The sequence below is a fragment of the Microbulbifer aggregans genome, from assembly GCF_020524005.1.
GTDB classification, from domain to species: Bacteria; Pseudomonadota; Gammaproteobacteria; order Pseudomonadales; family Cellvibrionaceae; genus Microbulbifer; species Microbulbifer aggregans_A.
In genome coordinates, this window is record NZ_JAIVKK010000009.1 from 89,552 (window position 1) to 110,428 (window position 20,877).

Genomic DNA, 20,877 nt, shown 5'->3' on the forward strand with positions numbered 1-20,877 from the left:
TCGCGTTCTGGCGAATAATAGTCGTTAGTCGAATTAGCCAATTGAACCAAGCCCAATAATGATTAGATCGAGAGAGCAGTCGAGATGAGTAACCAAGCCCAACCCCTGTGGCAGCCCACAGCCGAGGCTATAGCGGCCACCCAGATGGACGCGTTCCGCCGCCATATCAACGAAAAGTTTGCCCTGCAGCTGGCGGATTATGCCGATCTGTACCAGTGGTCCGTCGACGAGCGCGAGCACTTCTGGGCGGAGCTGTGGGACGTGGCGGGCGTGGTTGCCGAAACCCGTGGTGAGCGCGTACTGGGCGCTGATGTCATGCCGGGTGCCGAGTGGTTCCCGGGGGCGCGTTTGAATTTTGCCGAGAACCTGCTGCGCTACCGGGATGATAAAGTCGCGCTGGTAGAGCGTCTGGAAAACGGCAGCCGGCGCCAGCTGACCTATGCGGAGTTGTTTGCGCGCGTTGGTAATCTGGCGTCGGCACTTGAGTCCGCCGGTGTTGCCAGGGGCGACCGGGTTGCAGGCTTTATGCCGAACATTATCGACACGGTAGTGGCCATGCTGGCGACCACCAGTCTGGGCGCCATCTGGACATCGTGCTCCCCGGATTTCGGAATTAATGGTGTTCTGGACCGATTCGGTCAGGTACAGCCCAAGATCCTCTTTGCCTGCGAAGGGTATTTTTACAACGGTAAAACTATCGATTCCCTGCCGCGCCTGGAGGAGATCGTGGCGCAGATAGACTCGATCGAGAAGCTGGTCGTAGTGCCAGTCGCCCGCAGTGCGGCGGAAACCGCCGAAGCAATATCCGCCCTTGAGCGTGCAGTCGTGCTGGACGGTTTTCTCGAAACCGCGCCGGCCCGGGAGCTGACGTTCGTACAGACTGAGTTCAACCACCCGCTGTACATCATGTATTCCTCCGGTACCACCGGGGTACCCAAGTGCATCGTGCACGGGGTTGGCGGTACCTTGTTGCAGCATTTGAAAGAGCACCAGCTGCATACCGATATGCGCCGGGAAGATACGCTGTTTTACTTCACCACCTGTGGCTGGATGATGTGGAACTGGCTGGTAAGTGGCCTCGCGTGTGGCGCTACCCTGGTATTGTTTGACGGTTCGCCATTTTATCCGAAGGCCCAATCCCTGTGGGATATGGCGGATGAGGAGGGCATCAGTGTATTCGGCACCAGCGCCAAATATATCGCCGCGCTGGAAAAGGATGGCTGCAAGCCGCGAGAGAGCCACAAGCTCGACAAACTGCGTGCGGTGCTCTCAACCGGATCACCGCTCGCGCATGAGGGCTTCCGGTATGTGTACCGTGATATCAAGGAAGATGTCTGTCTGTCATCCATATCCGGTGGTACGGATATCATCTCTTGTTTCGCACTGGGAAATCCCACATTGCCGGTATATGCGGGAGAGCTGCAGTGTCGCGGCCTCGGGATGGCTGTAGAAGTGTGGAATGACGACGGCAAAGCGGTAACGCAGGAAAAAGGCGAGCTGGTCTGTGCGAAATCCTTCCCGTGTATGCCCATCAGCTTCTGGAACGATCCGGATGGCAGCAAGTATCACGGCGCTTACTTTGACAGCTGGCCAGGTGTATGGGCCCACGGGGATTACGCGGAAATCACCGGGCATGGCGGTGTGGTGATCTACGGTCGCTCCGACGCAGTATTGAATCCCGGCGGCGTGCGTATCGGCACGGCTGAGATCTACCGGCAGGTGGAAAAAGTGGAAGAGGTGCTGGACAGCATCTGTATCGGTCAGGAGTGGGGTGACGATGTGCGCGTGGTGCTGTTTGTGGTGCTGCGGGAAGGCCTGGCCCTTGACGATGAACTAACCCAGAAAATTCGCACAACCATTCGCGCCAATACTACGCCGCGCCATGTGCCGGCAAAAGTGATCCAGGTGGCGGATATCCCGCGTACCATTAGCGGTAAAATTGTGGAACTGGCGGTGCGGAATGTAGTGCACGGCAAACCGGTGAAAAATCAGGAAGCGCTGGCGAATCCGCAGGCCCTGGCGCTGTTTGAAAATCTGGAAGAATTGCAGTCCTGACGGGTGGGCAGTCAGGGCGAGGCAGGTTCGATGTCGGGCCTGCCTCGTTCAAACCATCAAACTTCAGGCGTGTTGATGCGTACCTTGATGCACGCGTTTCACCGCACCCAGCTTGTGCTCTTCTTCATCCATCTTCCTGAATGCGAGTCGAATAAAGTACGCCGCCATCAGGCATACAAAAGCAATGATTGCCAGGCTGAGCAATCCTGAAAAGCTGGTGAACAGGTCGATCAGGGCTTCCATGGTAGGCTCCTTCGGTTGGTGTTTTTGATGAGTCCAGTGTACGAAGCCGTTCGTCACGTCCCTTGATCCAGATCAAGGTTGCGCACTGGTCCCAGCATCGTTTCTTTCCTTTCCCACGGGCCGCCTGCTGTGGTATACCGCGCGCGGTATTCTGCGCTACCCTGTTGGGAGCCGATTCCCAATAACTGAATAACTCACGGAAGATCAGCATGATTACCTATTTGTACTGGGCCGCGGTCATCGGGCTGGCGGTGCTTTGCCTGTTTGCGGGCAGTCGCCTGGGGAGCCTGGGAAAGGGGGCCATTGTTGGCGCCATCGTGTTCCTGGCCGGGTGGCTGGCGTATTACTTTCACTACGAACAGGTGTTCGTTAAACGCTTCGGCGGTGTCATGCGTATCAGTGTCCCTGATGGGCAGCGCCACCTGGGGTCCACCTGGAAAGACGACAACCTCTGGGTGGAAAACTACGACCCGAGAACCAATGAGTGTATTTTCTCGGAGTACGCCAAAGGCAATCTGCTGGAGGGGCGAGTCGTGATCAAAAACTGTAACCCCCTGATTGAGAAAAAAGAGGCGCCCGGGGCCACCCCAGCGCGCTGACAGCTTTTGCACCGTGTATTGGATTGGCACCCGTTACCCGGTGCCGACCCGGCAACTTTTCACCTTGCCCGGCGTCGCAGTAGTGAATATTTGCAAACGGATTGTTGAATTGCGTCTCCCACGTCCTGTTACCTGCCCCAGTGCGCTGGCTCTGCTGTTGTTTTGCTGCCTGGCAACTTCTGTTGCGCAGCCGGCATTTGCATTGCCATTTCTCGACAGCCTGCCGAAATTCAAGATTCGTGTCTCGGAAGACCGGGCGCTGCAGGATTGGCTGCGGGAGCAGGTCAATGAGCAGCGCAAGTCCAGCAGTGTATTGAAAGCTTACGAAGACCCGCTGGATGTGGCTCGCTATGAACGGGGAACGCTGGAGAAACTGTTGCGTTCGCGCGGGTATTACGATGGCCGGGTTCGGCAGACGGTGACCGATGGCGAGATTCTCTACCGGGTAGTGCCCGGCCCTGTTTACCGGATCAAAACGCTTGAGGTGAAAATGCCACCGCGACTGCGTGCCGGTTTCCCGGGTGTTGGTCTCAAGCCGGGTGATCCCCTTGAAGCGGAAAAGGTCACCGAGGGTGTAGGCCTGATCGAGAAGTACCTTGGAGATCATGCCTGCCTGCTCGACGTGGACGTGAACTACAAAGCCACAGTGATCCACAGCGAACAGGCCGCGCGCCTGGAGTATCGGGTGGCTGAAAGCCCGGAAGTTCATATCGGCGAGGTGTGGCTCGAAGGGTTGAGTACTGTCAACGAGGAATACCTGCGTAAACGCCTGCAATTGAAGCCCGGTGCCTGCTTCAGTCGACGCAAGGTCGATGCCGCGCGGCTGCGCCTGTTGCGTACCAATCTCATCGCCGGCGTAAACAGTGAAGTGTCCGAGCCGGTCGACGGCGTTGTGAATATCACCTTCCGCTTGCTGGAACGCAACCACCGCACCGTTCGTCTCGGCGTCGGTTATACGTCCGATGAGGGTGCCGGTGTCTCGGCGGGTTGGGAGCACCGCAATGTGCTGGGGCGAGGGGAAAAGATCGAGGTGGAAACTCGTATCAATGAAGTGAAGCAGTCGCTGAAAAATGAGTTGCTGGTGCCGCGTTTCTTTCGCGACGACCAGGATTTTTCCGCGAAGGCAGAAGCGTCCAATGAAGAGCGGGATTCCTACCAGGCCAAGGCGCTCACCATTGGCGGAACCATTTCCAGACGCCATACCAAGCACCGTACCTTCAGTATCGGCAGTGAACTCAAGTTCAGTGAAGTGCAGGAAGAGGGCGAGGAGAGCGAGAATTACCGGCTACTGGCTTTCCCGGTGGCGATGAAAGTGGATACCACCGACAACCTGCTGGATGCCCATCGCGGTGCCACCGCAACTATGGAAGTAAAGCCTTATCTGGACCTCAAGGGCACCGGGACCCGCTTTGTAAAAAATACGCTGGTGATGACCGGCTACCTCACGGCGGAAGAGATGCGCTTTGATCCAACGCTCGCGTTGCGAATCAAGGCTGGCGTGATCAGCGGAATCGATAATCTGGATATCCCTGCCGATGAACGGTTCTATGCCGGGGGTGGCGGTTCGGTACGCGGCTACAGCTATCAGGCGCTGGGCCCGCGCCGTTTGATCGAATCTGAAGTGCCCGGCGAACCAGCGACGCTTTCCGATCCCATCGGTGGCCGCGCATTGAGTGAAATTTCACTGGAGGGACGCTTCCGTTTCACCGACACCTGGGGTGGGGTGCTGTTTCTCGACGGCGGCAATGCCTATGCGGACCCGCGCCCGCGCTTCGACTCCAGTCTGTACTGGGGCGTAGGCCTGGGGGTGCGATACATGACGTCTTTCGCTCCGCTGCGCTTTGATGTGGCCTTTCCCCTGGAGCGAAGGGAGGGGCTTGATGACAGTGCTTACCAGATCTATGTCAGCCTGGGGCAGGCATTCTGATGGCGAAGCGCGGATTTTTATCCCGGCGCCGTTGGCCGGTGCTGACCAGCCTGGCGATAGCGCCCCTGATATTGCTATTGCTGCTGGTATTGCTGCTGGGCTCTGAATCGGGCCGTGTGAGCCTGACGCGTAGCGGACTCTCTGCGGCCGACCGTTATCTGCCGGACCTGGCTATTGCCGTGGGTGACATCGGTAGTCGCGAGTTTGGGCACTGGTATTTTTCACACCTGAGTGTTCACTATCAGAATAAGCCCATTTTAGATGGGCGCGATCTTACCCTGCACCTGGATGCGCAGAAGCTATGGCGCAAGCAGATTCATATCGTCCAGTTGAGTGCGAAGTCGCTGTTGTTCGACAACACCGTGCTGGGGGAGTATCTGGGCACTCTGCCACCCAAAGAAACGGAAGAGGTCGCTGAGCAAGCGGAACCGCTTCTGCTGCCTGGAATACTGGTCGACAAACTGGCCGTCGACGCTCTCACCCTGGTTGACCGGCACCTCGACGATTTCCCTGTTGTAGCGGTAACCGGACACGGCAGTTATCGCTGGCCAGGGAAAGAATCCGGCGTGAAGTTGGCAATTGATGAGCACGATGGACAGCAGTTACAGGTTCGCCTCGACGGTACCTTGCAGGCAGATGAGCACTATCTGATTGAATTGTCCGCCAAGGAAAAAGCCGGTGGATTCCTGTCCCGGCAGTTGCAGTTGCCGAAAGGGCAGGACCTCGATGCCGAGGGGCGGATCGCGCTGCATCTGCGTGACGACAACCATCTGACCGCGACGGTGGAACAATTCTCTGTACCGCTGGTTGCGCACGAGTTTGGACTTGCGGGCACCGCGGATATCACCTTGAGTCCGTGGGCCGTAGCAACCGACGGTCTGAAACTGACGGTGGATGACTCCCGTCACCGCATTGCCGGAAAGGCGGATGCCGACAACATATCTCTCACAGTAAAATTCAACCGCCTGCCAATCGCCATATCCCAGCCGTGGCAGGATTACCTGCAGGGTGGCTGGCTCAGTGCCGATCTGAAACTGGAAGGGCCGCTGAAACTGCCGCAGGTCAATGGCAGCCTGGAGCTGAAAAGCGCATACCAGAAACAACGTGTACACCTGACTGGTGAAGTGGAGACCCGGGATAAGAACATTCGTATTGATACGGCGCGTCTGTTGTTTGCCGGTGCGCAATTGAATCTCGGCGGAGTGATCGATCTCGACAGTGAGTCCATCGATCTTGACGGCCTGGTGGAGCAGCTGCCACTAAAAAAAGTGCGGGAAATACTCGCAGCCCTGGAACAGACCCGGGCGATAGAAATTCCTGCGGATATCGATGCGGATATCGGACGCTTGTCGGTCAAGGCTTCTGGTCCCTGGGCCAACCCGCAGCTGGCCGTCGATCTGGATGGAGCGTTTACTTACCGGGATCTGGCCTCTGAAGTACATGGAGCCGCGAGCGGCGACCTCAAGAAATTTGCCATCAGTAATATTGAACTCGAGGGTGAGGGGGTGCGTGTCAGCGGAAGCGGTGAGGTGGACGTCACCAGGGAATCATTGCAATTCCAGCTGGACGTGGCCGCGCGGGATCTGAAACCGGTTGAGCAGCTCGGATTGCCGCTAAACCCGGGAACACTCGTCAATCTGGACGCTGTGGTGGCGCTGACCGGTCCCTGGGCAAACCCGCAGCTTTCTGCCCAGCTCACTTCGCAGGGGAAATACCAGAATTACCGCTACCAACTCGGCGGTGGCGTGGCCGGTGATGTCGAAAAATTAACCCTGGATCGGCTGCGGCTGGATCTTTTTACCGACGGCGAGACGGCCGTAGAACCGGATCATTCCCTGGTGGCCAGCGAGCCGACTGCGCCGTCGGAAGAATACCCCCTGCAGAAGCAAGGCACGCCTGAGGAAGCCGGGCAGAGTTCTGGCAGTATCGCCGGGTTGGTTGAGGATTCGAATCTGGCTGCCCGTCGAGGTCATGCCTGGCTGGAAGTCAGTGGGGTGATCGAGCCCAAGGCGCAACGGGCAAATGGCAGTATTGCCGGCCGCAGTATCCCCGTATCACTGCTTGAGCTGGCGGGGGTGGATCTGCCTCCCTCCCTGGTTGGCGAGTTGAGTATCGACGGGCAGTTTTCCGGCCCATTCTCCGCGCCCGAGGCCGGTATAAATCTCCTGGGCCTTGGCCGTTTTCGCGGTGAGCCCTGGCAGGTCCAGGGGGACTTGAGTTATATCGACAGCCACGTACAGCTGGCTGATGTGCGGTTGTTGTGGGCAGGCCGCAACCAGTTGGTGGCCAATGGCAACCTCGGTACCGACGCTCTGGAGCTGGACTTGCGCGCGCAGGCCACACTGGCGGACTTTGAAGACTGGATTGCGGCGGATATCAGCGACAGCGGCGAATTGAGTCTGTGGGCCACGGCCAAGGGCACGCCCAAGGCGCCGGAGCTCGCCGGCGAAATCAAAATTACCGGCCGCGCGCCCACGCTGCGTGACGACGCTCTGGTACAGGCTCCCCTCAGTCTGGTCGTCGCCTGGCAGACGGCAGATGGTGACCTCCGGGGGACACTCAACGCCAGTCATGGCAGCAAGCAGGCCGCGGAAGCGACGATGACTCTCGCCATCGCGCCCATTCTGGAGCAATTGTTTGCAGAGCGGAGCGAGGGTGAATCCCCGCCGCTACCGATCAAGGTGGAGGCGCGCGGGCAAGCGGACCTGGCGACTTTCGGTGCCTTCTTTGACCCGGAAATCCATACCATGCGCGGGCAGTTGGAGTATGCCTTTACCGCGGACGGCAACACCCTCGCACCGAATATGCGCGGCAATATTGATCTGCGCGATGGTTATTACGAGCACCGCCCCAGTAATACCCGCCTCCGGCAGCTGGTATTTGTGGCCGAGCTGACACCGGAGCAGTGGCGGATCGTTCAGGCCAGTGCGCGGGATCGGGATCAGGGGCGTATTGAGCTTGAGGGCGCGGTTACCTTCCGCGCCCCCGAGCATCCGGCGCTTGATTTTGTTTTGCGGGCTCGGGAAGCTCACCTGCTGAATATGCCAGCCGCCAAGGGGGCGTTTTCCGGCGAGATTAAACTCAGCGGTTCCACCCAGGATGCACTACTTGCCGGGCGTCTCAATTTACGGCCTCTGGCGTTACAGGTAGAGCACTTCCTCGGTAGCAGTGTGCCGGAAATTGAGGTCGTCGAGGTGGAAGTGGATGAAACCCGCGAGACAGCCGGGCCCCCCTTGCTCCAGAACATCGCGCTGGCACTGGAAATTGTTCTGGATCAACAGTCCTATGTGCGCGGACTGGGACTGGATTCGGAACTGAAGGGAAAGATCGGTATTACCGGTACGGCCGCGGATCCGCAGGCATCCGGTACCCTTAGCATTGTGCGCGGAAAGTTCGACTTGCTCGGCAAGAAGTTCGATCTGCAGGAAGGGCAGATCCAGTTCGAGAATAACGTGGCGGCGATATACATCAAGGGCGCCCACACCTACCCGGAAGGTGAAATCACTGCGGAAATTTCCGGGACAACCGATGACCTGAAGGTGGAGTTCAGTTCCAGCCCGGCCGCAGCCCAGGATGAAATTTTTGCCCAGTTGCTGTTTGGCAAGTCCCTCACGGATATTTCGCCGCTGCAGGCAGTGCGGCTGGTGACGATTGCGCGTACCTTGCAGAGCGGAGGTACCGGGTTTGACCCGGTGGCAAAAACCCGGGAGCTTATCGGTCTGGATACGCTCGACTTTGAGTCTGAGGAAACCGATGAAGGTGATCAGTACGCCCTCAGCCTCGGGAAGTACATTACAAGCCGAATCTATCTGGAGCTGCAACGGAGCACAGACCCGTTAAACCCCTGGCATGCGGAGATGCAGATCGAGTTGCGCAAGAACCTGCGCCTGGAAATAAAGTCATCGGATAGTAATGAAAGTAGCGCCGGCAGTGTCGAGTTGCAGTGGAAGAAGGATTACTGAGGGTCTATACAGAAGGAACGCCATTAATAAATGACAGGGAAGACGGTATGGAATATTCAATTATTGTGCTGGCCGCCGGATATTCCCATCGTTTTGGTAGTGACAAGAGGCTCGCCAATATTAATGGCGAGCCGATGTTGATTAAGACCCTGCAAAATATTCTCGCCGCAGTCGGAGATCAGGACAATATCGCTATTCAGGTGGTGATCCGGGCCAGTGATCCCATACTCGGCCAACACCTCGCAAAACTGCCCGTACAGGTGCTGCATGCGCCGGTCTGGCCGGTGAGCATCGGAACCAGCCTTTCGTCTGCGGTAGAGCAACTCTCCCGTCAGGGATGTATTCCGAAGGCGATGCTCGTGTGCCTCGGCGATATGCCGTTTGTGGAGCCGGAAACGATTCGTACCCTGATTGCTGAAGCGGACGAAAACAGTATCTGTGTTCCGGTTTGTGCCGGTACCCGGGGCTACCCGATTGCCATTGGCCGTCGCTTTCACTCTGCGCTTTCACGTCTGCGGCGCAACGGGCTTGAGAAGGTCTTGCGTCTGTATTACGAGTCCGTCCGGGATGTAGAGGTCCATGATCCGGCCATCAATTGCGACATCAACCGCCCCGATGACTACTACGCAGTAGTGCGGCAGGATCTGTGCGGAAAAATTTTTGCAGCTCCCGATACAGCACAGGGTGCGCCGCTTCCATCTGCTCAGGAATAATGAAATAGGCTTCGGTGGCCACAGCGAAGAATTCCGCAGGGGACTGGGCTCCGTAGGTGTCCAGAACCGATGGTCGTCGCTCGCTACCGGCGTTAACAGTGGTACCGGGGTTCAGTTCAGGGTTACTTTCTTCGTGCAGTGTGTGCAATCGCTCGCGCAATTCAAAAAATGCCTCCCGCATAACCGGAGCCCAGTTCTTGCCGTCTTCGCTGTTGGCGAAGGGCGGGCGTCCATCCACATAACCGTCCTCTTCATCCAGTTTGTGCGCAAACTCATGGATGGCCACATTGTGGCCCCGCTGCGGGTTGGCTATACCTGCTCGCAGGTCGCCCCAGGAAATAACAACAGGCCCCCGGTAATGTGCTTCACCAGCGCGGGCACTCTGCCGGCTCGATTCAACGTAGCCTTCCCGGTGTATTTCTTCCGCAATATAGGCATCCGGATACATTAGTATCGTGCGGAGCTCCGGATAGCAGTTGTTGTCCCGCTGCAACAAGAGCAAGCAGGCATGGCTGGCTACAGCAATCCGCATCTCGTCGGTTACGGACAAGCCATCGCAACCGACAAACTCCTTGTCACGTAAAAATAAGCTGACATTTTGCTGCAGCTCGCGTTGCTGTGCAGGTGGGAGGTGGCGGTAGAGCGCGAGCTCTTGCGCCAGGAGTGATATCTGTTTTTGAGGCAGCTCCCGGCTGCGCAAATAGCGAAGCCGGCCCCGCTGCCACAGGAACGGGACGACCCAGAGCAACACAGCAAAAATAATGACGGCAAAGAAGGTCAGCAAGCTCTGCTCCCCGGTTGTATCGAAATGGTGCCCCAAAAACAGTCAGGTCGATTGCGCGTCAGCTTTTGGCGTCCGTCCGAGTTTATTTCCCAGCCAGATTTGCAACTGTTTCAGCTTGTTTGATAGTCGTCCGCGCTTGGCCTTGCGGTCTTTGTCTTTCGCACTCACCAGCCAGGCAATCTGTATAACCCGGCGCTCACCCTCGAAGGGCAGGTGGCCGTGGAAAGAATTGTCTGCGCGCTTGAATGCCGCCAGGGTACCGTAAACCGGGGGGATTTCAGGGATCACGGTATCCTCGAAATCACTGATACTGTTCAGGAATCGCAAGCACCCATTGCCCGTTGGTGCCCAGTCACCATTCAGGTAGAGCAGGGCGGTAGCAATCTTGGATTTGCCATCGGTATGAATGTTGCCGTGGCGTTTCTTGAGCTGGCGTGAAATGGATACGTAGGTGGGATATTGGGACAGGCGCTCAATGCCGAGTCGGTCCCCGAGCGCGTCAGCAAATTCCGGCTCTACCATGCGCGCGATCAGTGCATTGACGGCATCACCGCACTCTTCGCTTTCATAGGGGAGATAGCCGGCACCTTTCAATTTCGGGAAGTCTGCCAGTAAGGACGGCATAGCATCTCGGGGCAGCACGCCTTTGGAAACCATGAAATTGAATGGTTCAGTTTTAACCAGGGTTTCTTTGTGAGCGAGCGCAGAGGTTTGCAGCCAGCTGCGGGCATCTGTGGTGAGGGTGGTCATTATTGTTTGTCCTCTTTATGTGCAATTTGCGCAACAGCCAATCGAGCTAAACATAACAGAGGGACAATTTGTAGCCAATCCTGGGAGTCAGGCGCGGCGTTGGGCGTTGCCAACAGCGTAAACGGAGGAGGCAGAGAGAAGCAATAGGGCAGAAAGACGCGGAGAAATGGCGCCCCCGGGTGGACTCGAACCACCAGTCCGGACTTAGGAGGTCCGTGGTTTATCCTGTTAACCGACGGGGGCGAAGGGCGGCCATTCTAACCATTAGGACTCTTCATGTCATGGTTGTGTGAAGTTCTTTGTTCCGGGAATGCGTCCTCGGTGTGCGGCAGTTCTCAGTTGGTACCGGGGTTCGGTTCTGTCACCTAAGGTAACGCAGGCAGGCGTCAGGTAACCTGTGTGCCCCCAAATTGCCCATCAGTTTTAAATGAGAAAAACCGCCTGAATCTTGTCGCTATTTGGTCACAATTTGTCGGTATTTTGGCGCCGCCTGAGGAGAAACGGGTCGTAGTCGGATGTTGTCTTTCCGGCTTCAAAATCACCCGATGTAACCTTCGGGAAAATCTCTTCGTTGTGGCTTAAAAGTTGCTTGACCGAAAAAGCTTACGCTGGCTAATCTGCGAGAGCACAACAAACAACAACAGACAAAGTGTTTCTGCCTTGGCAGATCGAGATTGTGGAGTTTTCTATGAACGGTAACGTTGACGAAAATGACATCGATTTTGATGAAGCTGATTCTTCTCTGGGAGAGGAACTGCTGTATACCCCTCAAAGCCCCCGCGATGCGCGCCGGATGGTCGAAGACAGGCTGGAAGAAATGCGATTGCGAAGGGAGTTGATGGATTATCAGCTAGACCTCTGATTTATCCAGAAAGCGGCCAGGAACCGGAGCCACAAGCTCCGGTTCTTTGTTTTTGGGCCTTCTCAGGCACCTGCCAGAGCGCGAAAAATTCAGCGGTAGTTCAGAAGCACTGCGGCATCTTTATTTGCCCTTTTGTTTCCCCTGCAGCCAGCATTGGAAGTGTAAAGGTGGTGGGCCCCGGTTTGCAGGTCCACTGGTGGGGTGTATATTGGCTGTCAGCTTACTCTTCTTCACCCCGGGCACCGTCCCGTTATTGTAGTGGTGACATACGGGGATCTTGGCAGGGTTTACAAGAAAGAAGGAACTTCAGATGGTAGTTTCCGACAGGTTTGAAAACCGCGTGTATTCGGAAGTTTCCGAGTCTGGTGATGCGCTGATCATACGAGTGGCTGGCCACTTTGATTTTAATTTGCACCGGGAATTTCAGCGGGCATACCGCAACGTAATACCCGCACCAGAAAAGTTCGTGGTCGACCTTTCCGAGACCGAACACCTGGATAGTGCGGCCCTGGGCATGTTGCTGCTGCTTCGTGATTACTGTGTCGAGGCAGGGCGTGAGGGCGCTGAGCCAGAAGTGGAACTGGTCAATCCCAATGCGCATGTTTCGCACATTCTTACTGTTTCCAATTTTGATCGGATTTTCAGCATCCGCTGATTCTCCGCACACCACTGTTGCCCAGCATGTCTGATTTCCGAATTCTGATCGTTGACCCAGACGCGCGGGAAATCGCGACGCTCCAGACGCTCATTCAGGACTGGGAATATACCAGCGATCAGGGTGGAGCCAGACCTGCACTGGTTTGCGCGGTCGAAGGCGTCGAGCAGGCGATCTCAATATACGAAGAATTTCATCCCGAGCTGATTGTTTTGGGGCCATCGGCGGCTGTGACCGCGAGTGCTCCCGAGCTGCGCAGGTTGCGCCAGCAAAGCGGGATTGAGCCGGTACCGATATTGTTTGTGCAGGAAGTGAAGGATAGCGGTGCCGCGCCCGAGCCGCTCGGCGGTTGTGACGATATTCTGATCAAGCCCTATAGCCCGGCGCTTGTGCAGTTGAAACTGGCTTCCATCCGCCGTTTCTGTGAGTTCAATCGCTCGCTGATCGCCCAGCGCGACAGGCTGCGTCGCCACCACGCGGACTTCCTGCAGGAGCAGGCGAATGCCCGGCAAATTTTCAGTAACCTCGGCAACGAGAGTTGTCTGGATGTGACGCCCGGCATTCGCTATCACCTTTCGCCGAGGGCAGTCCTGAATGGCGATTTGCTGGCGGCTACCCACTCCCCTGATGGCAAGCTGGTTCTGATGCTGGGCGACTTCGCAGGCCACGGCCTGGCGGCTGCGGTTGGCGCTGTGCCCCTGACCTCCATTTTCTACTCCATGGTGCCGCGGGGATTTTCATTCAACCGCGTGCTGCGGGAAATTAATCGCAAACTGCACGATATTTTGCCGAGGCAGATGTTTTGCTGCCTGGTCATGCTCGAACTGGATCCGCGGCGAAACCATCTGCGCCTATTGAATGCGGGTATGCCCAGCCCGTGCCTCAAAAGCGCCAACGGTGAACTGAGGATGCTGGAATCCCGGCACCTGCCTCTCGGTGTGCTCGCCGCCGATCAGATCGAGCGTTCCGTGGTAAACCTGCGCGTGCGCCCGGGCGACAGGCTGTACCTGTGGAGCGACGGTATTCACGAGGCGCGAAACGGAGAAGGGGAGCACTTTGGTGAGGCCCGCTTGCTGGAGCTGTTGGGTAACGACGGAGGTGCGATAGACGAATCCGCATTCGAGCGCATATTGGTGGCGGTCAATGCGCATGCATCTCAGCAGCACGATGACCTTTCTCTGGTTGAGCTGGACTTGACCGATGAGTCCTTGATGCAGAGTACATGTGCAGAGCAGGAGTGCAGCGGCGAGCGTCGGGGCGGTCGAATCGGCGAGTGGTCTATAAAGTTACGGCTGGCCGAAACGGAGCTTCGCAATGCCGACCCGCTGCCGCACCTGCTCAGTATCCTGGCGCAAATGCCCGGCGCGGCCCGCTTTCAGGAAGAGCTGGCTATCGCGCTCAGTGAACTGTTCCGAAATGCCCTCGAGCACGGTGTACTCGGGCTCGATTCCTCCCTGAAATGTACGGATGAGGGATTTGTACATTATTACGACCTGATGGCGGAGCGGCGCAGCCAATTGGACTCCGGCTGGATCAGTATCAGCCTGCGGTGTCGCGATTGGGGCGGCGGTGGAGAACTGTTCCTCGAGGTGGAAGACAGTGGAGCCGGTTTTCCTCACGTGAGTGAGGCAAAAGGGATCTATTCCGGCCGTGGGCTGGGCCTTCTGCAAACGGTCTGTCGCCAGGTAGACTCCCGACCGGGTAGCAGCCATGTGCTTGCGGTGATTGAATGGGGCGAGCCGGTCAGCGAGGAGGCTACTCCGCCGTAGTTCGAGGCGAAATCCGCACAAAGCGGGGTTGGATCGGTATAATGCCGTCCAATTTCGTCAATGTCGGTGTGTCATGACTTCGAACCTCCCGGGATCGCTGGAAGTGCGGGACCTCTCCTGTGAAAGAGATGGTCGCCCGTTGTTTTCCGGCCTCAGCTTTTCTCTTGAGCCCGGCAGTGCAGTACAGGTTCTCGGCGCCAATGGTGCCGGTAAAAGTACCCTGATTCGCACCTTGATCGGCAGCGCCGATGACTTCAGCGGTGACATCTATTGGTGTGGCACCCCTTATCCTTCGGCGCTGCCCCGGATGCGCCAGTCCCTGCTATATATCGGCCATAAGGCGGGTGTCCGCCGTGGCCTGACCCCACTGGAAAATCTCGCGTGGTATGGTGCCACCCGTAGCGACGCGCTGCGGGCGCTGGAGGCTGTCGGCCTCTACGGATACGAGGACGTGCTCTGCCAGCAGTTGTCTGCGGGCCAGGGTCGGCGAGTGGCATTGGCACGATTGTTTCTGCCTTCTGCACCGGCGTTGTGGATTCTTGATGAACCCCTGGCTGCACTCGACGTTGGTGGTGTGGCGAGTCTGGAAGCGCGCATGTCCGGGCACCTTGCAGCCGGGGGCATGGTTCTGCTGACCTCGCATCAACCGGTGAACCTCGAGTCGCTGTTACAGGTGGATCTTGCCAATTACCAGGTTCCCTGGGTATCGGGTGCGGATCACCTCCTGGATTTGCAGGAGGTGCATAGTGGCGACTGAAACAATGGCTACCGGCAATGAGGGCGGGGCGGGAGACAACGAGAGATTGGAAGCTGCCAACGGATCCGGTTTTTTCACCCTGTTGCGAACCGAGCTGCTGCTGGCCCTGCGTAGCCGGGCAGATATCGTAAATCCGCTGCTGTTTTTTGTAACCGTTCTGGCGATGATGCCGCTGGGGATCGGGCCCGACCCGGATATGCTCGCGCGCATGGCGCCGGGGTTGATCTGGGTGATGGCCCTGCTGGCAACACTGCTGTCCCAGGAAGCCTTGTTTCGCGGGGATTTCGAGGATGGCTCCCTGGAGCAGCTGTCCCTGCAGCCGCAGCCTCTCTATTTTGCCGTGTTGGCAAAAGTCGCTGTGCACTGGCTGGTCACCGGCTTGCCCCTCGCGGTGCTGTCGCCGATGCTGGGGATGATGCTGAACCTGCCCAGCGCAGGCTATCTGCCACTGGTGATTTCACTCCTGCTGGGCACCGCAAGTCTTAGCCTGATCGGCGCGGTCGGAGCCGCACTTACGGTCGCCTTGCGCCGACCGGGACTGCTGCTGGCTTTGATAATTATGCCGCTCTATGTCCCCGTGTTAATCTTTGGCACCGGAACGGTGCAGGCAGCACTGGATGGGTACAGTTACAGTGCTCAATTGGCGGTGCTGGCGGCAATTCTCGCCGCCGCCTCGGCGCTGGCCCCCCTCGCGGCGGCCGGTGCCATCCGTATCAGCCTGGATCACTAAACCGGGATATTTTTAGGTAATTTTCCCATTACCCCGTTTGCCGCAGCGGTTCGCGGCCCAACAGGAGTCATGACATTGGCCTGGCAATGGTTTCACAGACTGGGATCACCGCGCTGGTTTTATCAAAAATCCAGTGCCTGGCTTCCGTGGTTGGGGGGGGCGGGCCTGATACTGTTGCTGGTCGGCTGCGTGTGGGGATTGGGGTTTGCCCCCGAAGATGCCAAACAGGGTAACAGCTATCGGATCATGTATATCCATGTACCCGCGGCCTTCCTGGCCCTCGCCGGGTATTACATCATGGCGATCTGCGGTGCGATCGGTCTGATTTGGAAGATGAAATTGTCTTTCGTGGTCATGCGTGCTGCTGCACCAATTGGCGCAGCCCTGACATTTATCTCGCTGTTCACTGGCGCCGTGTGGGGCAAGCCTACCTGGGGGACTTACTGGGTCTGGGATGCTCGCATTACCTCGATGTTGATCCTGTTTTTCCTTTATCTGGGTGTTATGGCGCTCTCCGGTGCGTTCAGTCGCGAGCAGTCTGCTGACAAGGCGAGTGCACTGCTGGCCCTGGTAGGAACGGTCAATATTCCGATCATCTACAAGTCGGTGGATTGGTGGTTTACTCTGCACCAGCCAGCGACATTGAAGCTGACCGAAGCCAGCACCATAGATCCCAGCATGTTTTACCCCCTGATCACGATGATCGCGGGTTTTTACCTGTTTTATGCCTGGGTGCTCACCCTGCACACGCGCAGTCTGATCTTGCAGAGAGAGTGGCGCACACAGTGGGTTCGGGAGCTGCTGGGGCAGTCTTCTGTGGCCACTGGCAGCACCCGTTGAGCGAGGGAATAATCATGCAGTTTCAGTTTGACAGTCTCGCCGCGTTTCTCGCCATGAATGGCCATGGCCCCTATGTGTGGGCCGCGTACCTTGTTGCCGTGGCGGTTCTGGTAGCTCTGGCGGTGACGCCTGCGATGCGCCAGCGCCGGATGGTCAGGGAGTTCTCGCGTCAGGTGCGGTTGGAAGAGGCCCGCCGTCGCGCTGCGAAACCGGCCGCTGCTCAACCGCTTGGTGAGGTGGAAGCGGTTAAGTAACCGCACGCCGGCCGTGTAGTGCCTGCGTACCTGTATCCAAGTTCAGAACATTCATTTAATAGATCCTATCAACATGCACCCAGCCCGAAAACAACGCCTTATCCTGGTGACCCTGCTGGTGGCGCTTTCCAGCGCTGCAGCGGGTTTTGTGACTTACGCCATGCGCTCGAACATGGACTATTTTTATGCACCCAGCGCCTTCGTCGCGGGTGAAGTCCCATTTGAGAAACGCATTCGCGCTGGTGGCTGTGTGGTTCCCGGCAGCGTGGTACGGGATCAGGACTCTCTGGATGTGCGCTTTGCGCTCACCGACGGCAATGCAGAGCTGGAAGTGGTGTTCGACAAGATCCTGCCTGACCTGTTTGCCGAGGGCGAAGCCGCGGTGGTAACCGGAAAGCTGCAAAAGGATGGGTATGTGCGTGCGGACCAGGTGCTGGCGAAGCACGATGAGTCCTACACTCCGCCGGAGGTGGCAGAGACCATGCAAAACAAGGCCAGTTGCGGTGGAGATGCCAAGATATGAGTCCTGAACTGGGCCACTTTGCCCTGATTGTTGGTTTACTGCTGTCCGTGGTGCTGTCCGTCGTGCCGCTGCTCGGTACCTATACCAGCCGGGTCCTCTGGATGGATACGGGGCGCCCGCTGGCGCTGGGCGTTCTCGCGTTTACCGTGTTGGCGTATATCTGCCTGACGGTAGCGTTCGTCAACAGCGACTTTACTGTGGCCTACGTGGCGCAGAACTCGAATAGCATTCTGCCGATGATTTACAAGGTCACGGCGGTTTGGGGTGGCCACGAAGGCTCGATCCTGTTGTGGCTGCTGATGCTGGCAGGCTGGGCTGCGGCGGTGGCGCTATTCAGTCGCCAGTTGCCGGATGTTCTCGTGGCGCGGGTACTCTCCGTGCTTGGGATGCTGATGGTCGGCTTCTTCCTGTTTATCCTTGTGACCTCCAATCCGTTTGACCGTATTTTGCCTTTCCCGCCCAATGACGGGGGCGACCTGAATCCGCTGTTGCAGGATCCGGGCATGATCATCCACCCGCCGCTGCTGTATATGGGGTATGTGGGCTTCTCTGTGGCGTTTGCTTTCGCTATCGCCGCGCTGCTGGAAGGTCGCCTGGATAGCACCTGGGCCCGCTGGGCGCGCCCCTGGACGGCGGTGGCCTGGTCTTTCCTGACCCTCGGTATCGCGCTTGGCAGCTGGTGGGCCTACTACGAGCTCGGCTGGGGCGGCTGGTGGTTCTGGGATCCGGTCGAGAATGCTTCCTTTATGCCGTGGCTGGTGGGCACTGCGCTGCTGCACTCCCTGGCGGTGACCGAAAAGCGTGGGCTGTTCCGCAGCTGGACCATTCTGCTTTCCATCTTTGCTTTCAGCCTGAGTCTCCTGGGGACCTTCCTGGTACGTTCCGGTGTACTCACTTCGGTGCATGCGTTCGCCACTGATCCATTGCGTGGCGGGTTTATTCTCGCGTTCCTGGCTGTGGTGGTTGGCGCTTCCCTGCTGCTGTTTGCGTTGCGCGCGCCAGCGGTCAGCGCCGGCAGCGTATTTTCATTCCGCTCCCGGGAAACCTTCCTGCTTGGCAACAACGTGGTGTTGGTGCTGATTATGGCGGTAGTGCTTACCGGCACGCTGTACCCGCTACTGGCGGATGCGCTTAGCTGGGGCAAGATCAGCGTGGGTCCGCCGTTCTTCAATATGTTCTTTGTACCCCTGATGCTGGTGCTCTGCGTATTGCTCGGACTCGGTATTCATGCCAACTGGAAAGACAGCAAGGTGCAGAAGCTGGTAAGGGCATGGGGGGCGCCGGCCGTGGTTGCGGTGATTGGTGCACCGGTGGTGACTCTGCTGGCGGGGGATTTCCACTGGGGAGCGATGCTGGGTGTGTTTGCCGGGCTGTGGGTGGTGGCGGCCAGTGTCGCGGATATCCTCGCCAAGTCCCGTAACGCGGAAACCCTGTTCGCAGGGCTCAAGCGGCAGCGGGCGAGCTTTTACGGCATGCATCTGGGGCATATTGGCCTTGCATTGTCCGTGCTCGGCGTTGCCTTGACCACCGTATACAGTGTTGAAAAAGACCTGCGTATGTCGCCGGGCCAGAGTGCCGAGATGGGCGGATACGAGTTTACTTTTGAAGGGGTGCGCCAGGTGAGCGGCCCGAACTATCGGGCTTCCGAGGGTGTGTTGCTGGTGCGCGAAGGCGGGCAGGTTATTGCGGAGTTGCATCCGCAAAAGCGCAATTATCTTTCCGGTGGCAACACCATGACCGAGGCTGCGATCGACAGCAACTTGTTCCGGGACCTGTATGTGGCCCTGGGTGAGCCGATGGATAAAAGCAATCTGTCTGGCGACTGGGCTGTGCGCCTCCAATACAAGGCGTTTGTGGTGTGGATCTGGCTCGGTGCTGCATTTATGGCCCTTGGGGGCGGGATTGCCGTGGCCGACAAGCGCTACCGCAAGGTAGCCGCGGCGCGTACCGGTCGTTCAGCGGGTTCAGTTTGTGGCGATAGCGCGCCGGCGACGGTCTGAGTGTCCGTGACAAGGAAATAAGGAAACCCATGGCTCGACTGAAACTTTTCTTGCCCCTGATCATCTTTGCTGCGCTGGCGCTGCTGTTCTGGCGTGGTCTGTCGCTGAATCCGCAGGATATGCCATCTGCGCTGCTCAACAAGCCGGTTCCAGAGTTCGCACTGCTCGATGTGGAAGCCAACCGCGAGTTACAGAAGTCTGACTTGCCCAAAAAGCCGTTGCTGCTGAATGTATGGGCAACCTGGTGCGTATCCTGTCGTGTCGAGCATCCATATCTCAACAAACTGGCGGAAGAGGGCGTACCGATCATCGGTATCAACCTTAAGGACGATAACGATGCTGCGCAGAAGTGGCTGGAAAAATTCCATGACCCCTATGTGTTTTCGGTGGCGGATGTAGAAGGGCGCCTGGCTCTCGATCTCGGCGTATTCGGCGCTCCGGAAACCTTCCTGGTGGACGCGGGAGGCACCATTCGATGCAAGCATGTCGGCGTCGTCGATGACCGCATATGGCAAACCAAATTACAGCCGCTCTACGAGCGCCTACAAACTCAGTCATGGGACGAATTTTCTGGTGAGCTATCAGATTCCCTGCTCGCCCGTTGTCACTGAAACGGAAGAAAAAAAGAGCCGCTTTATCTGCTGGCTGGGGCCGGTAACCGATAAGGCGGCTTTTTTGCATCAGCTGGAAGCTGCGCGTGCGCAGTACCCGGATGCGTCCCATCATTGCACGGCACTGGTGATCGGCAACCCCGCCAATCCGGATGTGATGCAGGCCGATGATGATGGCGAGCCGGGCGGTAGCGCCGGCCGGCCTATGCTCGAACTGCTTTTGAAGCAGGAAATCGGCAACGTAGGAGCGATTGTTACCCGGTATTTCGGCGGTACCAAGTTAGGGGTTGGCGGGTTGATGCGCGCCTATCGTGGCGCTGTTGGTGCGGCACTGCAACAGTCCGAATTGCGCCGCCATGTGCCCCTGTTTCGCTGTCGTATTGCCTGTGATTTTGCCGGTGAATCGCGCCTGCGCTTTCTCGTGAATCAGCACCACGGAATTTGCGGTGCGGTGGACTATAGCGACAGAGTGCATATTGATATCGAGCTGCCGGAAAATGAATGGACTGAGCTCCATTCCAAACTTCTCCCTGAAGGATTTGAGGTCTACCCGCAATAGGGTGGGCGCTGAAATTCTCATCCTGTCACTTAATTGCAACTCAGCCGACATTTTCCCGGTTCCCTGGCGCTAGAGCCTACAGTCAGTTTGACAACGTTGTCACTGCCCAACTAGCTTGACAGCGCTGTCGGCCAAAAGTCGTTCGGCAACCAAATCCAAATCTGCCTCTAAAAGGGGTGGTGTCGATTCGCGGTGCCGGGCCCCCGTGGCCCGCGTACTCACTACTGACAGCCGCAACACGCGGCAGGGTGTATTTTCCGCCAGCGAGTTTCCCTGCTTCATTC

At 57.7% G+C, this 20,877-nt stretch carries 19 protein-coding genes and 1 tRNA gene; 16 read left to right on the forward strand and 4 right to left on the reverse strand.

Going from position 1 to position 20,877, the window contains the following annotated elements; all coding sequences use genetic code 11:
* Nucleotides 1-84 precede the first annotated feature (84 nt).
* The gene (locus tag LC093_RS15940; protein WP_226667153.1) at nt 85-2,055 is read left to right on the forward strand and encodes an acetoacetate--CoA ligase; all 1,971 of its coding nucleotides are present in this window, start codon (nt 85-87) and stop codon (nt 2,053-2,055) included.
* Nucleotides 2,056-2,118: 63 nt separating this feature from the next.
* Here the strand turns inward: LC093_RS15940 and LC093_RS15945 are convergent, their stop codons facing one another.
* Nucleotides 2,119-2,298, reverse strand: a complete 180-nt coding sequence (locus LC093_RS15945) for a DUF3149 domain-containing protein (RefSeq protein ID WP_226667154.1) — start codon at nt 2,296-2,298, stop codon at nt 2,119-2,121.
* Between the two features lie 209 nt (nt 2,299-2,507).
* On the opposite strand from LC093_RS15945, the gene LC093_RS15950 reads away from it, so the two are divergent.
* From LC093_RS15950 to LC093_RS15965, 4 genes are all read left to right on the forward strand, one after another.
* Entirely contained in the window at nt 2,508-2,897 is a 390-nt protein-coding gene (locus tag LC093_RS15950; RefSeq protein WP_226667161.1) for a hypothetical protein, read from the forward strand.
* 82 nt (nt 2,898-2,979) lie between these two features.
* On the forward strand, nt 2,980-4,824 hold the full coding sequence (locus LC093_RS15955; RefSeq protein ID WP_226667166.1) for an autotransporter assembly complex protein TamA: 1,845 nt from the start codon (nt 2,980-2,982) through the stop codon (nt 4,822-4,824).
* Nucleotides 4,824-8,786, forward strand: a complete 3,963-nt coding sequence (locus LC093_RS15960; RefSeq protein WP_226667171.1) for a translocation/assembly module TamB domain-containing protein — start codon at nt 4,824-4,826, stop codon at nt 8,784-8,786. Before LC093_RS15955 ends, LC093_RS15960 begins: the two co-directional genes overlap by 1 nt.
* 47 nt (nt 8,787-8,833) lie before the next feature.
* On the forward strand, nt 8,834-9,499 hold the full coding sequence (locus LC093_RS15965) for an NTP transferase domain-containing protein (protein WP_226667173.1): 666 nt from the start codon (nt 8,834-8,836) through the stop codon (nt 9,497-9,499).
* Here LC093_RS15965 and LC093_RS15970 read toward each other — a convergent pair.
* The 3 genes from LC093_RS15970 to LC093_RS15980 form a co-directional block, all read right to left on the reverse strand.
* Nucleotides 9,390-10,283: a zinc-dependent peptidase gene (locus LC093_RS15970; protein ID WP_226667174.1), complete on the reverse strand. Its 894-nt coding sequence runs from the start codon at nt 10,281-10,283 to the stop codon at nt 9,390-9,392. The genes LC093_RS15965 and LC093_RS15970 overlap by 110 nt on opposite strands.
* Nucleotides 10,284-10,325: 42 nt before the next feature.
* On the reverse strand, nt 10,326-11,033 hold the full coding sequence (locus LC093_RS15975; protein ID WP_226667177.1) for a 2OG-Fe(II) oxygenase family protein: 708 nt from the start codon (nt 11,031-11,033) through the stop codon (nt 10,326-10,328).
* A 167-nt stretch (nt 11,034-11,200) separates the two neighbouring features.
* Nucleotides 11,201-11,276, reverse strand: a tRNA-Arg gene (locus LC093_RS15980).
* A gap of 445 nt (nt 11,277-11,721) precedes the next feature.
* Here LC093_RS15980 and LC093_RS15985 point away from each other — a divergent pair.
* The 11 genes from LC093_RS15985 (at nt 11,722) to LC093_RS16035 (ending at nt 20,593) form a co-directional block, all read left to right on the forward strand.
* Complete coding sequence (locus tag LC093_RS15985) at nt 11,722-11,895, forward strand: PA3496 family putative envelope integrity protein (protein ID WP_226667179.1); 174 nt, start codon at nt 11,722-11,724, stop codon at nt 11,893-11,895.
* A 310-nt stretch (nt 11,896-12,205) separates the two neighbouring features.
* Entirely contained in the window at nt 12,206-12,550 is a 345-nt protein-coding gene (locus LC093_RS15990) for an STAS domain-containing protein (RefSeq protein ID WP_226667184.1), read from the forward strand.
* Nucleotides 12,551-12,576: 26 nt separating this feature from the next.
* Nucleotides 12,577-14,319, forward strand: a complete 1,743-nt coding sequence (locus tag LC093_RS15995) for a SpoIIE family protein phosphatase (protein WP_226667188.1) — start codon at nt 12,577-12,579, stop codon at nt 14,317-14,319.
* Nucleotides 14,320-14,392: 73 nt separating this feature from the next.
* On the forward strand, nt 14,393-15,076 hold the full coding sequence (gene ccmA / locus LC093_RS16000; RefSeq protein ID WP_226667193.1) for a cytochrome c biogenesis heme-transporting ATPase CcmA: 684 nt from the start codon (nt 14,393-14,395) through the stop codon (nt 15,074-15,076).
* Nucleotides 15,077-15,080: 4 nt separating this feature from the next.
* Nucleotides 15,081-15,806, forward strand: a complete 726-nt coding sequence (gene ccmB / locus LC093_RS16005; RefSeq protein ID WP_264193151.1) for a heme exporter protein CcmB — start codon at nt 15,081-15,083, stop codon at nt 15,804-15,806.
* Nucleotides 15,807-15,881: 75 nt separating this feature from the next.
* The gene (locus LC093_RS16010) at nt 15,882-16,646 is read left to right on the forward strand and encodes a heme ABC transporter permease (RefSeq protein ID WP_319004940.1); all 765 of its coding nucleotides are present in this window, start codon (nt 15,882-15,884) and stop codon (nt 16,644-16,646) included.
* A gap of 14 nt (nt 16,647-16,660) precedes the next feature.
* Nucleotides 16,661-16,900 (forward strand): heme exporter protein CcmD, encoded by a 240-nt coding sequence (ccmD, locus tag LC093_RS16015; protein WP_226667198.1) that lies wholly within the window; start codon nt 16,661-16,663, stop codon nt 16,898-16,900.
* 73 nt (nt 16,901-16,973) lie between these two features.
* Nucleotides 16,974-17,423, forward strand: coding sequence for a cytochrome c maturation protein CcmE (gene ccmE / locus LC093_RS16020; protein WP_226667200.1), 450 nt, complete (start codon nt 16,974-16,976; stop codon nt 17,421-17,423).
* Nucleotides 17,420-19,423, forward strand: coding sequence for a heme lyase CcmF/NrfE family subunit (locus LC093_RS16025; protein WP_226667203.1), 2,004 nt, complete (start codon nt 17,420-17,422; stop codon nt 19,421-19,423). Before ccmE ends, LC093_RS16025 begins: the two co-directional genes overlap by 4 nt.
* Nucleotides 19,424-19,452: 29 nt before the next feature.
* Entirely contained in the window at nt 19,453-20,034 is a 582-nt protein-coding gene (locus LC093_RS16030) for a DsbE family thiol:disulfide interchange protein (protein WP_226667208.1), read from the forward strand.
* Nucleotides 19,997-20,593, forward strand: coding sequence for an IMPACT family protein (locus LC093_RS16035; RefSeq protein WP_226667214.1), 597 nt, complete (start codon nt 19,997-19,999; stop codon nt 20,591-20,593). Before LC093_RS16030 ends, LC093_RS16035 begins: the two co-directional genes overlap by 38 nt.
* Nucleotides 20,594-20,877: the final 284 nt, after the last annotated feature.

Excerpts from the sequence above, each read along its gene's own strand:
- LC093_RS15940 (WP_226667153.1), top strand. The coding sequence starts at position 85 with ATGAGTAACCAAGCCCAACCCCTGTGGCAGCCCACAGCCGAGGCTATA.
- LC093_RS15945 (WP_226667154.1), bottom strand. The coding sequence starts at position 2,298 with ATGGAAGCCCTGATCGACCTGTTCACCAGCTTTTCAGGATTGCTCAGC.
- LC093_RS15950 (WP_226667161.1), top strand. The coding sequence starts at position 2,508 with ATGATTACCTATTTGTACTGGGCCGCGGTCATCGGGCTGGCGGTGCTT.
- LC093_RS15960 (WP_226667171.1), top strand. The coding sequence starts at position 4,824 with ATGGCGAAGCGCGGATTTTTATCCCGGCGCCGTTGGCCGGTGCTGACC.
- LC093_RS15965 (WP_226667173.1), top strand. The coding sequence starts at position 8,834 with ATGGAATATTCAATTATTGTGCTGGCCGCCGGATATTCCCATCGTTTT.
- LC093_RS15975 (WP_226667177.1), bottom strand. The coding sequence starts at position 11,033 with ATGACCACCCTCACCACAGATGCCCGCAGCTGGCTGCAAACCTCTGCG.
- LC093_RS15985 (WP_226667179.1), top strand. The coding sequence starts at position 11,722 with ATGAACGGTAACGTTGACGAAAATGACATCGATTTTGATGAAGCTGAT.
- LC093_RS15990 (WP_226667184.1), top strand. The coding sequence starts at position 12,206 with ATGGTAGTTTCCGACAGGTTTGAAAACCGCGTGTATTCGGAAGTTTCC.
- LC093_RS15995 (WP_226667188.1), top strand. The coding sequence starts at position 12,577 with ATGTCTGATTTCCGAATTCTGATCGTTGACCCAGACGCGCGGGAAATC.
- ccmA (WP_226667193.1), top strand. The coding sequence starts at position 14,393 with ATGACTTCGAACCTCCCGGGATCGCTGGAAGTGCGGGACCTCTCCTGT.
- ccmB (WP_264193151.1), top strand. The coding sequence starts at position 15,081 with ATGGCTACCGGCAATGAGGGCGGGGCGGGAGACAACGAGAGATTGGAA.
- ccmD (WP_226667198.1), top strand. The coding sequence starts at position 16,661 with ATGCAGTTTCAGTTTGACAGTCTCGCCGCGTTTCTCGCCATGAATGGC.
- ccmE (WP_226667200.1), top strand. The coding sequence starts at position 16,974 with ATGCACCCAGCCCGAAAACAACGCCTTATCCTGGTGACCCTGCTGGTG.
- LC093_RS16025 (WP_226667203.1), top strand. The coding sequence starts at position 17,420 with ATGAGTCCTGAACTGGGCCACTTTGCCCTGATTGTTGGTTTACTGCTG.
- LC093_RS16030 (WP_226667208.1), top strand. The coding sequence starts at position 19,453 with ATGGCTCGACTGAAACTTTTCTTGCCCCTGATCATCTTTGCTGCGCTG.